Here is a 19,997-nt window from a genome sequence, read left to right on the forward strand (position 1 = left end):
GAGAATAATCGAAAGGTTTATCGTATACAATCATTTACAATCCATTGGTTATTCTGCTATGTACAAAGGTAGCGATAACTATTGCACTTATAGTATCAATTCCTCACTACATGCATCTGTAGGCAGATGCATTTAAGAGTTCAGGGCATAGTGATATTTAGTGTAAATCGCCAAAAATCATGTAAGTTGTTTTGCTCACTTGGGTCATGCTTTCCTCATCTAATATGTTCTAAAGTGAAGGATTGTAAGAATCATTCATGATAGATGCGAAGCGTTTATAAGGGATAATCATGTACAATATCTTGTTGAAAGACTAATTATTAATCATTATGGATAGGAGTTTGCAAGATGTCATCAAATATCGAACGCTGCTACCAATGTGGTCAATGCACAGCCGCCTGTCCCATGGCTGAGCAGGAACAGGCATACAAGATCCGCAGGTTCCTGCAGATGGAAAAGCTTGGCCTCAAAAGTGAGGAGCCAATGGACATTCCATTCATATTTTACTGCACGACCTGCTACAAGTGCCAGGATAATTGTCCACAGGGTGTAAAAATAGTTGATGGGCTGCTCAGTATCAGGGAAGCTGCAGTTCGAGATGGCAATATACTGCCTGCTCACAGGAAGATCGGACAGATGCTGATGGATAGCGGCCACGCAGTTCCAGGTAATGAGGAAGGAAAAAAGAGGCGTCTGCAACTGGGTCTTAATGAAATACCGCCCACAGTGGCAAGTTCCGAAAAACAGCTGAACGATATAAAGATACTGTTGAATCTCTCCGGTTTTGACCAGATAGTTGCTGAGGAGAAGGCATGACAGAACTCTCCCTGTTCCTGGGCTGTGTTGCTCCTAACAGATACCCGGGAATAGAAGTTGCTGCCAAGAAAGTATTCTCAACACTGGGTGTCGGTCTCGCTGACCTTGACGGAGCGTCATGCTGCCCTGCGCCGGGAGTATTCCGGTCTCTTGACAAGCTCACCTGGCTTACACTGGCTTCAAGGAACATCACACTATCCGAAAAAAAAAGCGATGACATCCTTACTATCTGCAACGGCTGTTTCAGTACGCTTAAAGACGCTAACGATATGCTCAAAGAAGATCCTGCTTTGAAAAAAGATGTCAACTCAAAGCTTGCAGAGATCGGACATGAATTCAGAGGCACTCAGGATGTAAGGCATGTCGTTGAATATCTCTATCAGGAGATAGGAGTCGACAAGGTAAGGGAAGCTGTTACAAAGCCTCTGAACCTCAGAGTCGCTGTACATTACGGCTGCCATCTTATTCACCCTTTAAAGGATTCAAAGCTCGGACTCGCCGGCAAACCTACGTTCTTTGATGAACTTGTAGAAGCAACCGGAGCCATCAGTGTTGATTACGAGGATAAGATGAGTTGTTGCGGTGCCGGCGGAGGAGCCAGGACCGCAATCCTTGATGCGACGCTGAAGATAGCAAACAAAAAACTTGAGCACATGACTGAGGCAGGTGCCGACTGCATCGTTGACGCATGCCCGTTCTGTCACCTTCAGTTCGATGTGGGGCAGGCAGAGATCAACCATAAGTTCGCAAAGAACTACAACCTGCCGGTTTTGCATTATACGCAGCTTCTTGGACTTGCCATGGGCTTTTCACCAGAAGAGCTGGGAATAGCAATGAACATTGTGGATACTTCCAGGTTCATCGAAAAGGTAAAGATGGATACCTCTGAGAACGAAGTATGCACTATCGTGTGATCTTGCAGATACATGGTGCTTTTCGAACTGGTATATTTTAACTCAAAATACTCTTCACTCATAGAGATATCTACAAAAACACAGCCTTGTGCCGGTAAACATGCTTTTATATGATTACCCAGGTTATGCTATCGGATCAGCCCGGAGAAGAAATATGGTCAAAGAAAGTTCGGTTAAAGAAACTGAAGCAGCAGACACCCCCAGAATAGGGGTTTTTGTATGCGAGTGCGGTGTGAATATAGGTGGTGTTGTGAACTGCCGGGCTGTGGCCGATTATGCTTCCACATTGCCCAATGTGGCCACCTCCGTGGTCAACAAGTATGCATGTAGTGATGCAGGGCAGTCGGAGATAAAACAGGCTATAAAGGACCATGATCTTAACCGTGTCCTTGTGGCCTCATGTACGCCCAAGACACATGAACCTATCTTCAGGGCATGTGTAGAGGAAGGCGGCCTGAACCCTTACCTCTTTGAATTCGTCAACATAAGGGAACACTGCAGCTGGATACACATGCAGGACAAGGAGAATGCTACAAAGAAGGCGAGTGAGCTGGTGCGCATGGGCGTTTCCAGGGCGCAACTTCTGGAACCGCTCCAATCCACTGTGGTTCCTGTCACGAACAAGGCACTTGTTATCGGAGCAGGTGTTGCAGGTATGCAGGCAGCCCTGGACATTGCTGATATGGGTTACAAGGTCTATCTGGTCGAAAAGAACCCATCCATCGGCGGCAAGATGGCGCAGCTTGACAAGACCTTCCCCACAAATGATTGCAGTATATGTATACTTGGCCCGAAGATGGTGGAAGTGTCAAGGAACAGGAATATCCAGCTTATGACCTATTCCGAAGTGGAGGAAGTGGAAGGCTACGTAGGTAACTTCAGGGCGAGGGTCAGGCACAAGTCCCGTTTTGTCGATGTCACTACCTGCACTGGCTGTGGGTCATGCGTTCAGAAATGTCCGATAGAGGTACCGGACTTTGAATTCAATGAAGGTATCGGCACCCGCAAAGCCATCTATGTACCGTTTCCCCAGGCAGTACCACTCCGGGCTGTTGTGGACAGGTCCGTCTGCATAGACTGCGGTGCCTGCATCAAAGCATGTCAGAGCCATTCTATCAAAATGGAGCAGGAGGAAACATTCTCCGATCTGGAAGTAGGTGTGATAGTCGTAACCACCGGATACGATATATACGACCCAGAGCCAGCAAACGACTTCGGATATGGGATATATGATAATGTTATCACCGGGATGGAGCTTGAGCGTCTGCTCAACGCCAGCGGACCCACAATGGGCAAGCTGGTGAGGCCCAGTGACGTCAAGCCTCCAAAGCGCGTAGGCTTTATCCAGTGCGTGGGCAGCAGGGACAAGAAGCGCAACAGGTATTGTTCCGGATTCTGTTGCATGTATGCATTGAAGGACGCCCAGCTTATAAAAGAAAAATATCCTGATTCTGAAGTGTATATCATGTACATGGATATCCGGGCACCTTTCAGGAACTATGAAGAGTTCTATGACCGGGCCAGGGACATGGGTATCAAATTCATCCGCGGAAAACCCGGGAAGGTGAGCGAGGATAGGGATAACAGTGTCATTGTCCGCGTGGAGGACACGCTGACAAACAATATCTACAACCTTGAGCTCGACCTGCTCGTGCTTAGTGTGGGAGCCGTGGCAAGCGAAAGTTCTGAGCGTGTCAGGCAGTTGCTTAAGGTCAGCAGGGCAGCCGACGGATTTATGATGGAAGCACATCCCAAGCTAAAACCCGTTGACACAACACTTGACGGTATATTCATAGGCGGTGTGACCCAGGGACCTAAGGACATACCTTACTCAGTATCCCAGGGAAGTGCCTGTGCCGCCCGTGCAACACGATATCTTGCCCAGGGTAAAGCAACCACTGAAGGAATCACTGTGGAAGTTGATGAGGATATCTGCGTCGGGTGCGGAATATGTGTGCCTATGTGTCCTTTCCAGGCGTTGTCGCTTGCAGATGGAAAATTGGCAATTATCAAAGCACTTTGTAAGGGGTGCGGAACCTGCGCCGTGGCATGCCCCACGGGAGCGCTGCAGCAGAGCCACTTCAAGAACCAGCAGTTGTTTGCCCAGGTCAGGAGTGTTTTCACATTTGAGGGAGAATAAAAATGGCAGGAACAGAATGGGAACCAAAGATAGTGGCTTTCTGCTGCAACTGGTGCAGTTACGGAGGCGCGGATACGGCAGGCATGGGAAGGTTCCAGCAACCCTCTTCCCTGAGGATCATCAGGGTGATGTGTTCAGGGCGTATTGACCCTATGCATGTTTTCAATGCTTTTCTTGAAGGAGCTGATGCCGTACTTGTGACCGGATGTCACCTTGGCGACTGCCATTACGTTAACGGCAACTACAAAGCCCAGGTCAGGTACCAGTTCCTCGAAGAGATGGTCAGGGAGCTTGGGCTTGAGCCTGAAAGACTCCAGCTCAACTGGATAAGCGCCAGTGAAGGAGAAAAGTTTGCAAATTTCATAAGGGATGTCACTGCGCAGATAAAGCAACTGGGCCCGAGCCCTCTGAAGCCCGAAGGAGTGAACTAGATGGTTGGAATTGGAGACAAGCTGCTTGGCTATGCTACTAACCCGGATGTCCGCAACAGGGGCGCATCAGGAGGACTTGTCACTGCCGTACTGGCTGCGGCTCTTGAAAAGGGCATGGTTGAGGGTGTGGTCGTGCTAAAACGTATAGATGAATATGAAGCGATACCGGTTATCACAGATGATGTGCAGGAGGTACTTGCTTCCGGAGGCAGTATGCATGCAGTGCCCGTGAACCTGACAAAGCACGCTGTGGGCAGGAAGATAGCCATGCCAGGCAAACCCTGTGATGTCAGGGGTGTCATCGAGCAGGCTAAGCGTAACGGTGTTGACCTTGAGAACACCTACATCGTAGGACTTAACTGCGGAGGGTCCATGCATCCCGTGGTCACCAGGGAGATGCTCATCAGGATGTATGAGATCGACCCGGAAGATGTCGTAGGCGAGGAGATCGAAAAGGGCAAGCTCATTTTCAAAACAAAGGATGGAGAAGAGAAGGCCATATCCATTGATGAGCTCGAGGAAGCCGGATATGGAAGACGTGAGAACTGCCGTTATTGCACAATTAAGATACCAACGAATGCCGATCTGGCATGTGGTAACTGGGGTGTCATCGGGGAGCTGGCTGGAAGTGCCACTTTCTGCGAAGTAATGAACGAGAAGGGCAAGCGCCTTCTTGATAATGCTATTGAGGCCGGGTTTATTGAGGTGCAGCCTGCGGACGAGAAATCCATAGCCATCAGGAATAAAGTCAACAGTGCTATGCTTAAGCTCGGAGATGAATGGAAAGGAAGGCTCCTTACTGAGATCCATGACCAGGAGCGCCTCACTTACTATATAGAGCAGTTCGCAGACTGTATCGATTGTGGCGCCTGCAGGGAGGTCTGCCCTGTATGCACGTGCGGTGAGGACTCAAAATGCACCATGTTCCATAGTCTCGCGGATAATTATAAGATGAGCATGTATCACATGGTACGCCTTCTCCATTTATCTGACAGCTGTATCGGGTGTGGACAGTGTTCTGATATCTGTCCAGTAGATATTCCCGTCACAACTATTTTCAGGCGCTTTGCAGACCCTGCCCAGAAGAAGCGAGATTATTCGCCTGGCATGGATCTCCAGAGACCGCCCTTCCTGGAGTTGATGCTGAAATGAAGGAAACTATCTACCAGACAGTGTGCCCCGGCTGTGGCATTGGCTGCGGCCTCTACATCAGGGAAAATGGCAATGGCTCCGTAAGCATCGACTTTTTGAAGAGCAGCCCGGTGAACCTAGGAAAACTCTGCAGATTCGGAATGAAGCTGCCTTATTACTACTCCAGGCCTGCCTCAAGCAAAACTGAAGGCGTGGTATCCGGCGCTGAAGAAGCTGTCAAGGCAGCGGCTTCAAGGCTTAAAAATGCCGGAAAAATTGCCATGCTCTCTGCAGGCAACACTACCTGCGAAGAGCATATAGCATTCACAAGGCTCGCAGAGACCCTGGGTACTGTGGTACACACCGGCATTCCTGTCTACCAGGAACTTCCTTCAGAGTGCCACCCCCATCTCGAAGGCATGCCATTGGCTGAAATAGAGAATGCGGAGAAGATTGTACTATTCATAGATCCCTATGTGCAATATCCACTGCTTGTCAGGAGACTGCTGGTTGCCAGGCGAAACGGTGCACACATCATATCAGCAGGCACAAAAGAACTGCATCTTGCGCATGAGAACAGGGATCTCTCACCGGAACAGTACGCAGAACTGGAACTTGACAGTAACTCGGTCATTATCGCTGATGTGCATCCGCATACAGAGTCCTGTCATACGAAGCAGCTGCTCAACCTTGCACTTGAGACCGGAGCAAGGATACACTTTATGAAACCTTTCATAAACAGCGAAGGCGCCAACAGGCTCGCAAGGGACAAGGCCGGAATGATGGGTATCTCACATATCATGGATGAGATTGAAAAAGGGGACATCAAGACCCTCTTCCTGCTTGATAGTGACCCTCTGGAGATGATGCCGGATTCTGATAGGACAGCAAATGCGCTGAATAAACTTGACAATCTTATCGTGATAAGCTCAAGGGACAGCCCAATCACTGAAATTGCAAATGTGGTGATAGCCACTGAACCTCTATATCGCAAAAGAGGCACCTTCATCAACGCCGAAGGGAAACTCCGGGAGAACAGCGGGCAGGAAGTTGCCGGCATAGATGCAATGTCCCTGTTGAGCAGAGAACTGGGATCAGAGGGCTTTGAGTACAGGCAGATGCACGGGTACCTGCATGAAAGGATGATAGAGACCCTGGCTAATGAGAACAGGAAGCCTGAGTATGGAATAATGCAATGTGCTCCTGTACAGCACAATGGTGCATGCATATTGAAATACCTGTTTAACCCCTTCATGTGGGCTAACCAACCAGATGACAATGATTTCGTGCTCCTTAACATGAATATGGTCAGGAGTCTGAAACTCAGGAAAGGTGGCATGGTCAGGCTGGATTCTGAGAAAGGAAGCATGAAAATGCGGTATCGTGTGGAAAGGGTGCCTGATGGCATGATTTTGACTGCCAGGAAACTGCAGGTAGCAACAGGAACGAACACAACTGTCAAAGTGGAGGGATGCTGATGATCGAACTTGATAAGGAGCAGCAGAAAGCCTTTGTCGATGAGATGATGGAATCTAACAAACTCAAGGGTGCATCCAAGAAAAAGCTCATTGTATTCCTGGCCGAGCGCTATAACTGGGACAAACAGAAAGTCCAGCACAGGCTAAGGAGAGCGACGCTGGCTCAAAGATATGCGGAAAGCCACTGATATTAAGTTTGTTATATGTGTAATAGATATTGGTATAAAAAAATTAAATTTATTACATCATTAAAAACTGAATAACATATATATCAATAAACCTATCTCTTTTCTATGGGAGAAATTACAACTGAAGAGTTATCTATAAATTTAGATAATTATAAGTTAATTGATATAAGATCCGTTGATGCTTATAATGGATGGAAGGAGGGTGGGGAAAAAAAGGGTGGACACATCAAGGGTGCAAGATCACTACCTTATAAATGGTCACACTATATTGACTGGATAGAGATTGTCAGAAATAAAAAGCTCCTGCCGGAAGATTCTCTGCTTATCTATGGTTATGACAGGGACAAGACAAAGGAAGTGGCAAAGCAGTTTGAAAAGGCAGGATACCCTGATGTGACTGTTTTCAACTCATTTTTAGAATGGGCGCAAAAGGACCTGCCAATGGAAAACCTTGAAAGGTACAGACAACTGGTCTCAGCCGACTGGCTTAACCAGTTGATCACAACAAACAATGCTCTTGAATATGACAATGATAAATTCGTGGTATGTCATGCTCACTACAGGAATCCTTCAGATTATGATGAAGGTCACATTCCGGGAGCAATATCTGTTGACACGAACACCCTTGAATCCCCGCAGACATGGAATCGCCGCTCGCCCGAAGAACTGAAGGAAGCACTGGAAAGCACAGGAATATCACATGATACGACGGTTATCGTTTACGGAAGGTTCTCCTATCCGAAGAACGAGGATCCTTTTCCGGGAAGCAGCGCAGGTCATCTGGGTGCAATGCGATGTGTGTTCATCATGCTCTATGCCGGCGTAAAGGATGTCCGCATACTTAATGGCGGTCTTCAGTCATGGCTTGATTCGGGATATGATATAACAAAAGAGCCTGCCGAAAGCAATAGGGTCTCTTTTGGTATCGATATTCCACAGAAGCCGGAGATAGCTGTCGATCTTGTGGAAGCAAAAGAGATACTTTCATCCCCTGACAAAAACCTGGTGTGTGTCAGAAGCTGGAGGGAATATATCGGAGAGATAAGCGGGTATAATTATATTGAGAAAAAAGGCAGGATCCCCGGAGCAGTGTTCGGGGATTGTGGCTCAGACGCTTATCATATGGAAAATTACAGGAACCTGGACCACACCATGCGCGAATACGGGGAGGTTGTGGAAAACTGGAAGAAGGTCGGGATCTCTCCTGAAAAACGCAATGCATTCTACTGCGGGACTGGCTGGAGAGGCAGTGAAGCTTTCTTTAACGCATGGCTTCTGGGCTGGGATAGATCCGCAGTCTATGATGGCGGATGGTTTGAGTGGAGCAACAATGATCTACCTTTTGAGACGGGTGTGCCGGAAGAATGATCATAGAAGATTTCATGTCAGAGGTCGGAGAAACTTCGATCAGAGAAAAACTGGTAGCTTGCCTGAAGTCCAATCCTAAAACCCTTCCTTGTATCTTTTTCTACGATCAGAGTGGATCGGAACTTTTTGAGAAGATAACAAAACTTGAGGAATATTATCCTCCGAAGATCGAGATCCCTTTGCTCAGATCAACAGCCCGGGAATTTAACGGGGAGCTTAAGGACTGCGATATCGTAGAGCTTGGGAGCGGGGATTGTTCGAAGATCTCCGTGTTCCTTGATGAGGTTCCGGAAGAATCACGTCAGACCATAGTGTATTATCCAGTTGACGTTTCCAGAGAGGCTATAGAGAAATCCGGCCGCACCCTCCAGAAGAAGTATCCTGAAATGGGACTTCATGGGATCAATGCTGATTTTCTCGAGCATATTGAAAAGATCCGGGGAAAAAGAAAGAGGCTCTTCTGTTTCTTCGGGAGCACGATAGGTAATCTGACTGAAGCAAAGGCCATGGAGTTTCTGAAAAACCTGAACAGTGTAATGAATAAAAAAGACAGGCTTCTTCTTGGAATGGATATGGTAAAAGATATCGATGTAATTGAGAGAGCCTACAATGACAGTCAGGGGATCACTGCGAGATTCAATAAGAATATACTGAAGGTTACAAATAGTCATCTCAGAACGGATTTCAATCCTGATGATTTCGAGCATGTCGCTTTCTTCAATAAAGCATATTCCCGGCTCGAGATGCACCTGAGAGCAAAAATGGATATGGAAGTGACAAGTCCTCTGCTGAAAGAGAGTATAATATTAAAAAAAGGTGAGATGATCCATACGGAAAACTCTCATAAATATACTTCAGGCCATATAAGGAAAATGGCAGATGCTGCAGGGCTTTTCCTGGCAAATATCTATACAGATGAGAAAAAGTGGTTCTCTCTTGCTGAAATGGTGAAAAGATGACAGATTTCAAGAAAGATTTCCCGATACTTGAAAAAGAGGTATATGGGAAAAAACTGGTTTACCTTGATAACGCGGCAACGAGCCAGAAACCAGGCTATGTGATTGATACTATCTCTGATTTCTACAGGTCGGATAACAGCAATATACATCGGGGAGCGCATTACCTGAGTGAGGTATCAAGTGAAAAGTATGAGAAAGCAAGGGAAAAGGTAAGTGACTTCATAGGCGCTCGTGACCCGGCGGAAGTGACATTCACTGCCGGGGCAACAGATTCGATCAACCAGGTTGCATGCTCGCTTGAACCGATCCTGAAGGGAAACGAGGTTCTGATCACCGGTGTTGAGCACCACTCAAATATCGTACCATGGCAGCTTGCAGGAGCAAAACTCAGGTCAATCCCAATGGATTCCGATTGTAATTTGCTGACGGATTCCATAGAGATCACGGATAAAACAAAACTTATAGCCATATCCCATGCCTCGAACGTCCTTGGTTGCGTCAATCCGATCAAAGAGATAACCGGGATAGCAAAAGACCACGATATCCCTGTCCTTGTGGATGCGGCCCAGTCGATACAGCATCTGCCAATTGATGTGAAGGATATCGGTTGTGATTTCCTGGCCTTTTCAGGCCACAAGATGTATGCAGCAACCGGGATTGGCGTGCTTTACACAAGTGAGCGTTTCAGTGATATCATGCCGGCAAGAGGCGGAGGAGGCATGGTTGACAAGGTAACTCTTGAAAGAACATCATACCTGAACCCTCCTTTAAGGTACGAGGCAGGTACGCCTCACATCGCGGGTGCAATAAGTATTGCTGCTGCGATTGATTACATGCAGAATATAGGCATGGATAAGATTCGAATGCACGAGCATGATGTATATTCCTACGCAAGGGAAAAACTGCTGGAAACGGATGGTGTGAAAGTTTACGGGAACACTGAAAAGATGTGCGGTTCCATCTCGTTCAACCTTGACAATATACATCAGTACGACACAGGAATGATACTGGATAAGATGGGGATCGCTGTCAGGACCGGACATCACTGCGCCCAGCCATTGATGAGATTCCTCGGAACCGAAGGCACAGTGCGTGCAAGTTTTGCATTGTACAATACTGAAGAAGATGCCGACATGCTGATCGAAGGCATCGAAAAAGTAAGGATGATGTATGCATGAGAGATGCTGTCCAGGACGATATCATAAAACAATTCGTTGGCCTTGAATGGCTCGATAGATACGGTCTGCTAATCTCCTTTGCCAAAGAGCTTAAGCCCATGGATGATAAGTTCAAGACCGAAGAGAACTCAATCAGCGGGTGCCAGTCCAAGGTATGGATCAGGACTTATAGAGAGGACGGCAAAATGATCATCAATCTCGATAGTGATGCCATGATCACCAGAGGTATCATTTCTCTTTTACTAAAGGTTGTGAACAACCGCTCCCCTCAGGATATTCTAAACCTCGACCTGTACTTTATCGAAGAGATCGGCCTGAAGTCTAATTTGTCTCCTGCAAGGGCGGATGGACTGGCGTCGATCATCAGAAGGATACGGGAAGTGGCTGAGAGGGAGGCAAATTGAGACAACTCTAGCACCTACTGGTTGTGAAGATGGGAAGCTTGGTGAGTTTGAAAATATGATCTAAGTCTACTTCATAAAAAAGACATTTATTCTTTTTCTCCGCCGGACTCCGTGGTTTTCGCTTCCACACCCTTCCGATATTTAGCATTGCGGAGCAGAGAACCTGCTTTTTCCAGGCTCTTTCTAGCAGCTTCCAGATGGGAAGGGTCAATGTCCGGCATTTCCACCTCAACATGTTCACGGAGAGGCTGTTTCTCAACTTCAAGGGTCCTTGAAATGTCAGGATAATTCCGTTCTCCGGTCTTTATGGAATCGACTGCATCACGCCACTGGCCAGCCCACGGAGAGTCGGGGATGCCGGTATGGGATACTCCTGAGCGAGAGACCTTCATTACATCCTTTGGGCAGGCATTGACACAGGCACCACAGTAGATGCAGTAGTCCTCTTTTATCGCAATGTTGTTTTTGCCGTCCTCCGGGACGTACCAGAGATGGGAAGGGCAGACATTAAAGCAGCCATGGCAGCCCTGAGGGTCGCACTTACTGATATTGGCATCTATAAGAGAAATCTCACCCTCAAAGGGCTTCTTAATATCGACGGCCTCATAAGGACACACCACCTGGCACCATGTGCACCTGGTGCATTTGTCGTCATCCACTACCAGTCTTCCTTCGATCTTCGGGGCCTCACCACGCCTTTCTCCCTTTACACGTATTGCTTCCTCGGGACAGAGGTCCTGGCAAAGTACGCAATAATCGCATTTGTCCTCATCCACCAGCAAAAGCTCAAATGGTGACGGGTCATTAGGAGTCGGCTCTTTTTCGACGAGAAGGAAAGCATCACAGAACTGCGCGCAAAGGCCGCAGAAGTTGCACTTGTCCGTATCTATTTCTATCTCGCCTTCAACGTCTCCTCCTGACTTATCTTTGAGGGGCGCTATCTCTTCCTTTTTCTTAAAAGTAAACTCAACATCGATGGCATCTTCCGGACAGGTGGCTTTGCAGATAGCACAGGGAAGGCACTTGTCATTCATGCGGACATGTGATTCCAGTTCGGGGAAATTTTCATGTCCCGGAAAATTACCTTCTGAAGTCACTCTGAATGCGTCAACCGGGCAGAAGCTGGCACACATGGAGCAGAAGGTGCATTTATCCAGATCCATCATCACCGGGGGCGCATCAAGCCCGGTAGCTATTTCTTTAATAGGCCCGAGCTCCAGTGCTTTCGTGGGGCAGAGCCTAACACATATGCCGCACCCGATACACCGTTTGTAATCGTAATCAAGGAGTTTTACGGACTTGTCAGTGTTCAATCGATATCGGAAACAGGAGCCATCGATATCCATTTCCCTGGTCACTGCCAATGACTTGTCTCCGGAGGGGTCGCTCATTGAGAGCCCTCCTGCAGTTCCGAACCAATAGGACCTATCTTTTCCAGATATTCCACGAAACTTCGGATGGAGCCTGCAAACCTCTCGCCTTCGGCTGCGGATATCCACTCGACCCTGAGACGGCCTGAATTGATACCAATATCACTGAGCACTTCCTGGAGTGTTTCCATCCTGTGCTTGGCATTGTAGTTCGCAAATATGTAATGGCATTCTCCCAGGCGGCACCCAGCAACCAGCACGCCGTCGGCCCCGCACCCGAAAGCCTCAAGCACGAAGGCAGGATCCACGCGTCCGGCACAGGCGACCCTGATAGTTCTGATATTGGTTGGATACTGTATCCTTGATGTACCTGCGAGGTCCGCGCATGTGTAACTGCACCAGTTGCACAGGAATGCGATTATGAGCGGGAACTCGGACTTGACCTCTGTAGCCGCCTTTATCTGTGCAATTATCTGCTCATCTGTACTGTTGTTCATGGTTATTGCGTCCGACGGGCAGGAAGCACTGCATGCACCACAGCCCATGCAGGATAGCTCCTCCACCACCGCCTTGCGGTCAACCATGCTGATCTTTTTGAACTTGCAAACATCAGCGCAGATGCCACATCCGATACACACATCGGCGTTCACATGGGCGCTGAGAGGGTCAGCTTCAAGCTCGCCTTTTGAGAGCAGCTGCATTACCTTGGAAGCGGCAGCACTGCCCTGTGCTATGGAAACCTGTATCTCCTTGGGCCCGGAGGCACAGCCAGCTATGTAAATGCCCTTGACATGGGAATCTACCGGCTTCATCTTGGGATGGGCTATTGCAAAGAAGCGGTCCGGGCGCCTGGAAAGGTTGAACACCCGTGATATCCTGTCAGCATCAGGAACATTCTCCAGGCCCGTGGCAAGTACAACAAGGTCATACGGCTCTTCATGGATCTCGCCTGCCAGGGTGTCCTCGTATCGCAGATACAGCCTGCCCGTGGCATCCGGCATTATCTCTGCAACCCTGCCCCGTGTGAAGTCTATGCCCATGGACTGTGTCCTTATATAGTACTCCTCGTACATCTCTCCGGATGCGCGGATGTCAATGTAATGGATGTTAATATCAATATCAGGATAGCGTTCCTTGAGTAACTGGGCGTTCTTCATGCTGGCCATACAGCATACCCTGGAACAATATGGATTGCCGACCTTTTCATCCCTTGAACCTACACACTGGATGAAGGCTACCTTTTTGGGAACCTGCCCCGTGGACGGCACAACTACCTTTCCTCTGGTGGGGCCTGCAGCATTGAGCAGGCGTTCGAGCTCCATATTTGTGATCACATCTGGATACAGGCCATACCCATATTCCTGTTTGCGTTTGGCATCGAAGAGGCTGTATCCTGTGGCAAGTACAATGGCTCCTACAGTGAACTCAAGTGTTTCCTCTTTCTGTCCGTAGTCGATAGCATCCGCAGGGCATGCCTGTTTGCACAGTCCGCAGCCAACGCAGTATTTGTTATCTATATAGACTACCTGTGGCACTGCCTGGGGAATAGGCATGTTGATGGCTTTCGTTTTCCCAAGTCCGCAGTCGAAAATGTTGGATATCTCCACAGGACATACGCGCCCGCATTCATCCACACAGCCTTTACACTTTTTCTCGTCAATATACCTTGGCCTGCGCTTCACGGCCACATTGAAATTGCCCACGGACCCTGTGACCTCGCTGACCTGCGCCATTGTGATAAGATCGATATTCGGATGGTTCTGCACATCGGTCATCTTGGGCGCCAGCACGCATATGGAACAATCGTTTGTTGGAAAGACCTCGTTGAGCAGGGCCATCTTACCGCCAATCGTCGGCTCCTTCTCGACCATTATGACATGATAACCTGAATCCGCAAGGGTCAGCGCGGCTTCGATGCCTGCAACACCTCCACCGATAACGAGAACATCCTTTGTGACAGGAACTTTCTTCATCTGCAACGGGTCAAGCAGTTTCAGTCTGGCGACACCCATCCTGATTAGGTCGAAGGCCTTCTGTGTGGCCATCTGGGGCTCTTCCTGATGTACCCATGAGCACTGCTCCCTGATGTTTGCCATCTCAAGCATGAAAGGGTTCAGCCCCGCTTTTGCAAGCACCCTCTTGAAGGTGGGCTCGTGCAGATGTGGTGAGCAAGCAGCCACAAGTATGCGGTCAAGCTTGTTCTCTCTTATGTCCTCTATTATAGCGTCCTGTCCTGAATCCGAACACATGAACTGTATGTCCCTGACAACTGTAACATCATCTAAGCCGCCTGCTTTCTCCTGCAGGGAATTGACGTTAATTGTGTGGGCTATGTTCAGTCCGCAGTGACAGATATATACTCCGATACGCATTTTAGTGGCATCCTTTTGCAGAAATGATGACCTTAGGAGAGATATAGTTTTGGATTTTACTTATGTATGAGTTCTTAGTTCATGTAGTCATTCTGCTATTTTTATTGACAAGCCAATACATGTTTGTCTGCTCCGGATATCCTACCGGAAACTACCCCACTTATATGCAAGTACCTCCAATATTTTAGTATCAAAAAGATATTGGGATAAAAGGGGTGTAACCAATGTACTGTTACCAGTGTGAAGAAACAGCTAACGTGCAGGCCTGCATGAAAGTGGGTGTCTGCGGGAAGAAGAGCGAGGTCGCTGAACTGCAGGAGGATTTTCAGGTTCTTCTTTAATCCTTTTTAATTTTGCAGACTATGCAAGTCCGTTATTCTTTATTTATCCCCTAGCTACCGGTGTTATCTTTTGGATTATCCATTTGCTTTGAGAGCATATGCTTGCTTTAAAGGTATCCACTTGGAAACTGTCCCGTATATATGCGATGGTCCCTAATAACCTAGTATCAAAAAGATATCGAATATAGGAAGCGTGTGTCAAAATGTTATGTTACCAATGTGAAGAAACTTTGAATGGAAGCGGCTGTACAAAGAACGGTGTCTGTGGAAAGAAAGGCGAGGTTGCGGACCTTCAGGATGATCTCATCTATGTCCTGAAAAGCATTGCATTCTACAACTCAAAAGCAAGGGCACACAATCTGAATGAGCCAAAGACAGATGCATTTATGATCGACGGGCTTTTTGCCACTGTGACAAACACCAACTTCAGTAAGTCCGATTTTGAGAAACTCATTAGTGAAGGCTTTGAGATAAAGGATGGAATAAAGAAGAAACTTGTCAGCGAGAAAGTACTTGATGAGAGATCCGGCTCATCTTTCCCCCGATGGATAAAAGAAAAGCTTCTGGGAACATCTCCAAATGCAGGCCAGGAGCTTCCTTTCATGGCAAAGGTAACACCAGAAAGCCTGGCCAATGTGAATACAGGTATACTTGCAACAGAGAACGAAGACATTCGCTCCTTGCGGGAATTGCTTACCTACGGGCTCAAAGGCATGGCTGCTTACGCCCATCATGCAAATGTTCTGGGATACAGGGACGAAGATGTAATGGCTTTTGTCGAAAAGGCTCTCCTGGCAACGATGGATGACAGCATGGGTGTCAATGAACTCGTTCCCCTTGTACTTGAGTGTGGCTCAAAGGGTGTCGCAACACTTGCCCTGCTTGATAAAGCCAATACTACCACTTACGGGAACCCGGAGCCGACAGCAGTCAATATTGGTGTAAGGGGCAACCCTGGCATCCTCATAAGCGGACACGATTTGCGTGACCTCGAGCAGCTCCTTGAACAGACCCAGGGTACAGGCGTGGATGTCTATACTCACGGAGAGATGCTGCCTGCAAACTCCTATCCCGCTTTCAAGGGCTATGAGAACTTTGTAGGCAATTACGGTGGTTCCTGGTGGAAGCAAAAAGAGGAATTCGAGAAGTTCAACGGTCCGATATTCATGACCACAAACTGTATCGTTCCTCCAAAGGAGTCTTACATCAACAGGATATACACGACAGGAGTAGTCGGATTTGATGGAGTGTCCCACATCAGGGCTGATAAGGATGGGAACAAGGATTTCTCCGCCATCATTGAGCAGGCAAAGAAATGTGAGTCTCCTGAACAGCTTGAAGAAGGGACCATTATGGGAGGTTTCGCACATGTTTCGGCATTGTCAGTTGCTGATAAGATCGTCGAGGCTGTCAAAGGCGGGCAGATAAAGAAGTTTGTCGTCATGGCGGGATGCGACGGCAGGCACAAGGAAAGGGATTACTATACTGACTTTGCAGAAGCCCTTCCAAAGGATACTGTCATCCTCACAGCAGGATGTGCCAAATACCGCTACAATAAGCTTGAGCTGGGAGACATCGGCGGCATCCCGAGAGTCATCGATGCTGGCCAGTGCAACGACTCCTATTCATTGGTGGTCATTGCACAGAAGCTTGCAGAGGCTTTCGGGCTTGAGGATATCAACGATCTGCCCGTATCATACAACATAGCATGGTACGAGCAGAAAGCAGTACTTGTCCTGCTTGCACTGCTGAGCCTTGGTGTTAAGAACATCATGCTGGGTCCCAAACTGCCAGCATTTGTCTCGCCTAATGTACTTAATGTGCTGGTCGAGAATTTCAACATCAGACCAAACTCTACGGTTGAGGAGGATCTCAAGGTCCTTCTTTAAATTTTTAGATATTTAGCATCTGAAAGGTAAGCAAAAACATAGGAAGAATGAGATGAAGATCACATCTTTTAAGAATGAAGCGGACAAGGAGAACCCCCAGGGGTTTCCGTGAAGAAACTCTATGATACTGAACATGCACAGGTAACGCACATCGAGCTCAAGCCGGGAGAGAGCCTTAAGAAGCATTCAACACCTGTAGACGCATTCTTTTATGTACTTGAAGGGGAAGGCATCGTAGAGATTGGCGGGGAGCAGGAAAATGCATCAAAAGACATGATAATTGAAAGCCCTGCAAAGATATCTCACCGGCTGATGAACGAAAGTGATAGTACGTTTCGCTTCCTTGTTGTAAAAGTACCAAGGCAGACAGAGCAGACAAGGCTGCTTTGAGAGGGTACGGCAGAACAAGCCGTAACTGTCTTATTTGCAGTTTTATTCACTTTATGGGGAAAATAGATTAATGGTATAAAGGATTATATTTGTCAATAATCAAAGCTCATAACGGAGATACTTATGACAAACCTTAAACCCATTATGGACAAGACGCATGCCTGGGCAACCTCCTATGCAAAGAGAAGAGGTTACAAATTAAATTCTGATGATGAGATGGTTCAGCTTGTGGTAGAAGGTCTTGCAAAGAACAAGGCGGAACTTGGGAGGCAGTATTGCCCGTGTCGTATAGTCAGCGGCAACGTCGAGCAGGATCGCAAGATCATATGCCCCTGTGTCTATCACCATGATGAGATCAAAGAAAATGGCAGTTGCCACTGTTCACTGTTCTTCAGGCACTAAACTGACTTACCGGTCGTGCAGTCTTTGAGCAGAAGGATTGTGCTCGCAGGAGATATATATGGCAAGTGTAATGGAAATATACCAGTTACTACCAAAAACCAACTGTAAGGAATGTGGTAAAAGCACATGCATGGCTTTTGCAGTTGACCTTCTGTCCCGCAAGGTCAAGGTCGGGGACTGCCCTCCTCTTGTAAATGAGGATAAGTACAAGGCCAACTACGAGAAGCTCTCCGGTATGTTCGCCAAGGTCGGGAATGTCACCGAGACCGGGCTGATAGTGCACGCTGACAAATGCATAGGATGTGGGAATTGTGTGGTCGCGTGTCCCGTGAACGTGGCAGCAGACCCTATGGGTGCAGGCAGTGGAAAGGCTCCGACATGTGACAGGGTGATATTTAAAGTTGAAGATGGCGTCGTCAAGGCTGTGAATGTCCAGGAGTGCCGCCGTTTCGGGGAGAATAAGATCCTCTGTGTTGCCTGTATCGATACATGCCCGACAAAGGCAATAGAATTTGTATGATGGGATAAATAATACTTCTTTAGGGATTTCTGCAAAGGGGGATGAAGTTGGACAATGATTATTACGTCTGCACAGGCTGCGCGCTCCTGTGTGATGATATCGGGGTGGAACTTGAAGGCGGAAAACTGAACAAGGTCCATACTGCGTGCAGGAAAGGGTTTGCGTTCATGAAGGGATGCAGCAATCCGATGGAATGCACAGTGAATGGTGAGAGAACAGATATGGACTCCTCTATCAAAGAGGCTGCAAGCATCCTTAAGAATGCAGAAAGGCCACTCATCTTCGGCCATGCGAACTCAAGCTCCGGGGCGCAGAAGAAAGCTATCGATATTGCCAGGAAGACTAACGGATTTATCGATGACACATCATCGTTCTGCCAGGGACCTATGGTTGAGGCCATCATGGAAGGTAAACTGAAGACATGTACCCTTGATGATGTAAGGCACAAAGCCGATGTGATAATCTACTGGGGTGCAGATCCCGCAAATTCACATCCCAGGCATATGTCCCGCTACTCCTATTTCCCCAGGGGTAAGGAGCGTCAGAGGGGCTGGGAAGAGGACCGCACCGCAATAACCATCGATGTCAGGAAATCCGACACTGCAGAGATATGCGGTCAAAATGGCTTTTACCAGATACCTGTCAAAGGGGACGCCGAGTTCATGGATGCTATGGTGAGTGCGCTTTCAGGCAAGATCCCAAAGACATCCTATGATCTTGACAAGAAAAAATTGCTTGAGCTTGCGAGCATACTAAAGAAAGCAAAATTCGGGGTTATATTCGCAGGTCTTGGAATGGTCTATGCACTTGACGACCGTGAGCCTCTGTACAAGCTTATGGATAAGCTTAACTCGGTCTCCAGTTTCCATCTTATTCCGATGGCAGGACATTATAACATGAGAGGTTTCAATCAGAACCTGTTCGAAGAGACAGGATACATCAATCGTGTGAAGTTCAGTAGTGGTGAGGTGCTGCACGGACCTGAGTACTCGGTTGTCGAAGTGCTGAGGCAGAAGGCTGTCGATGCTGCACTGGTCATTGGTGCGGACCCACTCTCAAGCCTGCCACGCTCTGTTGTGAGATACCTTGAGAAAATACCCCTTATAGTCATCGACCCCTGCCAGACCCTGACATCAGCAAAGGCAAATGTCACAATTCCCTGCGGCCTTGTTGGCGTGGAAACCGGCGGGTCTGCAGTCCGTATGGACGGAGTCGAGATCGAAGTAAAACAGATAGTTGATACGGACCGCCTGTCAGATGAGGAGATAATGACGCGTATATCGGAGGCATTATAATGGGATTTGGACAATTCCTTTCAGCCCCGGAGACAAAACTGAGGATAGTGACTTACCGGGACGTTTTCCAGGACTCGGCAAAAGTAGTATCCATTTTTGGGGAAGATTACGAAAAGCTCTCTGCCGTCATCAAGCTTGATCCCAAGGATATCTCAAAGCTTGCCATAAAGGAGGGTGACACGCTCATCCTGAAGAACAGCTCTGGCAAGGTAATCGTAAAAGCCCTGAATTCGGGATATGATAATCCACATACAGGAACTGCCTATATGGTGAACAGCCCCTGGTCCAACTCACTTGTGCCTGAGGACTCAGGCGTAACAGGAGTGCCTGATTTCAAGGACTTCGAAGTGATTGCGTCCAGCGCAAAAGGAGAAAAGGTTACTGGGATAAAGGAAATAATCTGAAAGTATG

19 protein-coding genes are annotated in these 19,997 nt (G+C 47.9%); 17 read left to right on the forward strand and 2 right to left on the reverse strand.

Annotated features, from left to right (window positions below):
• The first annotated feature begins 348 nt into the window (after nt 1–348).
• From Q8J68_RS10750 to Q8J68_RS10800, 11 genes are all read left to right on the forward strand, one after another.
• Nucleotides 349–816, forward strand: a complete 468-nt coding sequence (locus Q8J68_RS10750) for a 4Fe-4S dicluster domain-containing protein (protein WP_305311517.1) — start codon at nt 349–351, stop codon at nt 814–816.
• A complete protein-coding gene (gene hdrB, locus Q8J68_RS10755; RefSeq protein ID WP_305311518.1) occupies nt 813–1,730 on the forward strand; it encodes a CoB--CoM heterodisulfide reductase subunit B in 918 nt (305 codons plus the stop codon). Before Q8J68_RS10750 ends, hdrB begins: the two co-directional genes overlap by 4 nt.
• 154 nt (nt 1,731–1,884) lie before the next feature.
• Nucleotides 1,885–3,870 (forward strand): CoB--CoM heterodisulfide reductase iron-sulfur subunit A family protein, encoded by a 1,986-nt coding sequence (locus Q8J68_RS10760; protein ID WP_305311519.1) that lies wholly within the window; start codon nt 1,885–1,887, stop codon nt 3,868–3,870.
• A 2-nt stretch (nt 3,871–3,872) separates the two neighbouring features.
• Nucleotides 3,873–4,301 carry a hydrogenase iron-sulfur subunit gene (locus Q8J68_RS10765; RefSeq protein WP_305311520.1) on the forward strand — a complete coding sequence of 143 codons (429 nt, stop codon included), beginning with the start codon at nt 3,873–3,875 and terminating at the stop codon, nt 4,299–4,301.
• Nucleotides 4,302–5,453, forward strand: coding sequence for a Coenzyme F420 hydrogenase/dehydrogenase, beta subunit C-terminal domain (locus tag Q8J68_RS10770; RefSeq protein WP_305311521.1), 1,152 nt, complete (start codon nt 4,302–4,304; stop codon nt 5,451–5,453).
• On the forward strand, nt 5,450–6,910 hold the full coding sequence (locus Q8J68_RS10775) for a molybdopterin oxidoreductase family protein (RefSeq protein ID WP_305311522.1): 1,461 nt from the start codon (nt 5,450–5,452) through the stop codon (nt 6,908–6,910). The genes Q8J68_RS10770 and Q8J68_RS10775 overlap by 4 nt, the downstream gene beginning before the upstream one ends.
• Entirely contained in the window at nt 6,910–7,098 is a 189-nt protein-coding gene (locus Q8J68_RS10780; protein WP_305311523.1) for a hypothetical protein, read from the forward strand. Before Q8J68_RS10775 ends, Q8J68_RS10780 begins: the two co-directional genes overlap by 1 nt.
• Before the next feature lie 105 nt (nt 7,099–7,203).
• Nucleotides 7,204–8,466, forward strand: a complete 1,263-nt coding sequence (locus Q8J68_RS10785) for a rhodanese-like domain-containing protein (RefSeq protein WP_305311524.1) — start codon at nt 7,204–7,206, stop codon at nt 8,464–8,466.
• A complete protein-coding gene (gene egtD, locus Q8J68_RS10790) occupies nt 8,463–9,425 on the forward strand; it encodes an L-histidine N(alpha)-methyltransferase (RefSeq protein ID WP_305311525.1) in 963 nt (320 codons plus the stop codon). Before Q8J68_RS10785 ends, egtD begins: the two co-directional genes overlap by 4 nt.
• Nucleotides 9,422–10,603, forward strand: coding sequence for an aminotransferase class V-fold PLP-dependent enzyme (locus tag Q8J68_RS10795; RefSeq protein ID WP_305311526.1), 1,182 nt, complete (start codon nt 9,422–9,424; stop codon nt 10,601–10,603). Before egtD ends, Q8J68_RS10795 begins: the two co-directional genes overlap by 4 nt.
• Nucleotides 10,600–11,007, forward strand: coding sequence for a SufE family protein (locus Q8J68_RS10800; protein WP_305311527.1), 408 nt, complete (start codon nt 10,600–10,602; stop codon nt 11,005–11,007). The genes Q8J68_RS10795 and Q8J68_RS10800 overlap by 4 nt, the downstream gene beginning before the upstream one ends.
• Nucleotides 11,008–11,093: 86 nt before the next feature.
• On the opposite strand, the gene Q8J68_RS10805 is transcribed toward Q8J68_RS10800, so the two are convergent.
• Together Q8J68_RS10805 and hdrA2 are read right to left on the reverse strand one after the other, a co-directional pair.
• Nucleotides 11,094–12,398, reverse strand: coding sequence for a 4Fe-4S binding protein (locus Q8J68_RS10805; RefSeq protein WP_305311528.1), 1,305 nt, complete (start codon nt 12,396–12,398; stop codon nt 11,094–11,096).
• The gene (hdrA2, locus tag Q8J68_RS10810; protein WP_305311529.1) at nt 12,395–14,749 is read right to left on the reverse strand and encodes a CoB-CoM heterodisulfide reductase HdrA2; all 2,355 of its coding nucleotides are present in this window, start codon (nt 14,747–14,749) and stop codon (nt 12,395–12,397) included. The genes Q8J68_RS10805 and hdrA2 overlap by 4 nt, the downstream gene beginning before the upstream one ends.
• Nucleotides 14,750–15,293: 544 nt before the next feature.
• Here hdrA2 and hcp point away from each other — a divergent pair.
• From hcp to Q8J68_RS10840, 6 genes are all read left to right on the forward strand, one after another.
• A complete protein-coding gene (gene hcp, locus Q8J68_RS10815; protein WP_305311530.1) occupies nt 15,294–16,979 on the forward strand; it encodes a hydroxylamine reductase in 1,686 nt (561 codons plus the stop codon).
• A gap of 108 nt (nt 16,980–17,087) precedes the next feature.
• Complete coding sequence (locus Q8J68_RS10820) at nt 17,088–17,369, forward strand: cupin domain-containing protein (RefSeq protein WP_370867632.1); 282 nt, start codon at nt 17,088–17,090, stop codon at nt 17,367–17,369.
• 123 nt (nt 17,370–17,492) lie between these two features.
• Nucleotides 17,493–17,771: a ferredoxin-thioredoxin reductase catalytic domain-containing protein gene (locus Q8J68_RS10825; RefSeq protein ID WP_305311531.1), complete on the forward strand. Its 279-nt coding sequence runs from the start codon at nt 17,493–17,495 to the stop codon at nt 17,769–17,771.
• A gap of 58 nt (nt 17,772–17,829) precedes the next feature.
• Nucleotides 17,830–18,291 carry a (Fe-S)-binding protein gene (locus Q8J68_RS10830; protein ID WP_305311532.1) on the forward strand — a complete coding sequence of 154 codons (462 nt, stop codon included), beginning with the start codon at nt 17,830–17,832 and terminating at the stop codon, nt 18,289–18,291.
• A 47-nt stretch (nt 18,292–18,338) separates the two neighbouring features.
• On the forward strand, nt 18,339–19,586 hold the full coding sequence (locus Q8J68_RS10835; RefSeq protein WP_305311533.1) for a formylmethanofuran dehydrogenase subunit B: 1,248 nt from the start codon (nt 18,339–18,341) through the stop codon (nt 19,584–19,586).
• A complete protein-coding gene (locus Q8J68_RS10840) occupies nt 19,586–19,990 on the forward strand; it encodes a molybdopterin dinucleotide binding domain-containing protein (protein WP_305311534.1) in 405 nt (134 codons plus the stop codon). Before Q8J68_RS10835 ends, Q8J68_RS10840 begins: the two co-directional genes overlap by 1 nt.
• Nucleotides 19,991–19,997: the final 7 nt, after the last annotated feature.

This window comes from Methanolobus sp. (assembly GCF_030682845.1).
Classification (GTDB): Archaea; Halobacteriota; Methanosarcinia; order Methanosarcinales; family Methanosarcinaceae; genus Methanolobus.

Coding starts and splice junctions, on each gene's coding strand:
- Q8J68_RS10825 (WP_305311531.1), top strand. CDS start 17,493: ATGACAAACCTTAAACCCATTATGGACAAGACGCATGCCTGGGCAACC.
- Q8J68_RS10795 (WP_305311526.1), top strand. CDS start 9,422: ATGACAGATTTCAAGAAAGATTTCCCGATACTTGAAAAAGAGGTATAT.
- Q8J68_RS10770 (WP_305311521.1), top strand. CDS start 4,302: ATGGTTGGAATTGGAGACAAGCTGCTTGGCTATGCTACTAACCCGGAT.
- egtD (WP_305311525.1), top strand. CDS start 8,463: ATGATCATAGAAGATTTCATGTCAGAGGTCGGAGAAACTTCGATCAGA.
- hdrA2 (WP_305311529.1), bottom strand. CDS start 14,749: ATGCGTATCGGAGTATATATCTGTCACTGCGGACTGAACATAGCCCAC.
- Q8J68_RS10780 (WP_305311523.1), top strand. CDS start 6,910: ATGATCGAACTTGATAAGGAGCAGCAGAAAGCCTTTGTCGATGAGATG.
- Q8J68_RS10840 (WP_305311534.1), top strand. CDS start 19,586: ATGGGATTTGGACAATTCCTTTCAGCCCCGGAGACAAAACTGAGGATA.
- Q8J68_RS10775 (WP_305311522.1), top strand. CDS start 5,450: ATGAAGGAAACTATCTACCAGACAGTGTGCCCCGGCTGTGGCATTGGC.
- hdrB (WP_305311518.1), top strand. CDS start 813: ATGACAGAACTCTCCCTGTTCCTGGGCTGTGTTGCTCCTAACAGATAC.
- Q8J68_RS10760 (WP_305311519.1), top strand. CDS start 1,885: ATGGTCAAAGAAAGTTCGGTTAAAGAAACTGAAGCAGCAGACACCCCC.
- hcp (WP_305311530.1), top strand. CDS start 15,294: ATGTTATGTTACCAATGTGAAGAAACTTTGAATGGAAGCGGCTGTACA.
- Q8J68_RS10785 (WP_305311524.1), top strand. CDS start 7,204: ATGGGAGAAATTACAACTGAAGAGTTATCTATAAATTTAGATAATTAT.
- Q8J68_RS10765 (WP_305311520.1), top strand. CDS start 3,873: ATGGCAGGAACAGAATGGGAACCAAAGATAGTGGCTTTCTGCTGCAAC.
- Q8J68_RS10800 (WP_305311527.1), top strand. CDS start 10,600: ATGAGAGATGCTGTCCAGGACGATATCATAAAACAATTCGTTGGCCTT.
- Q8J68_RS10750 (WP_305311517.1), top strand. CDS start 349: ATGTCATCAAATATCGAACGCTGCTACCAATGTGGTCAATGCACAGCC.
- Q8J68_RS10805 (WP_305311528.1), bottom strand. CDS start 12,398: ATGAGCGACCCCTCCGGAGACAAGTCATTGGCAGTGACCAGGGAAATG.
- Q8J68_RS10830 (WP_305311532.1), top strand. CDS start 17,830: ATGGCAAGTGTAATGGAAATATACCAGTTACTACCAAAAACCAACTGT.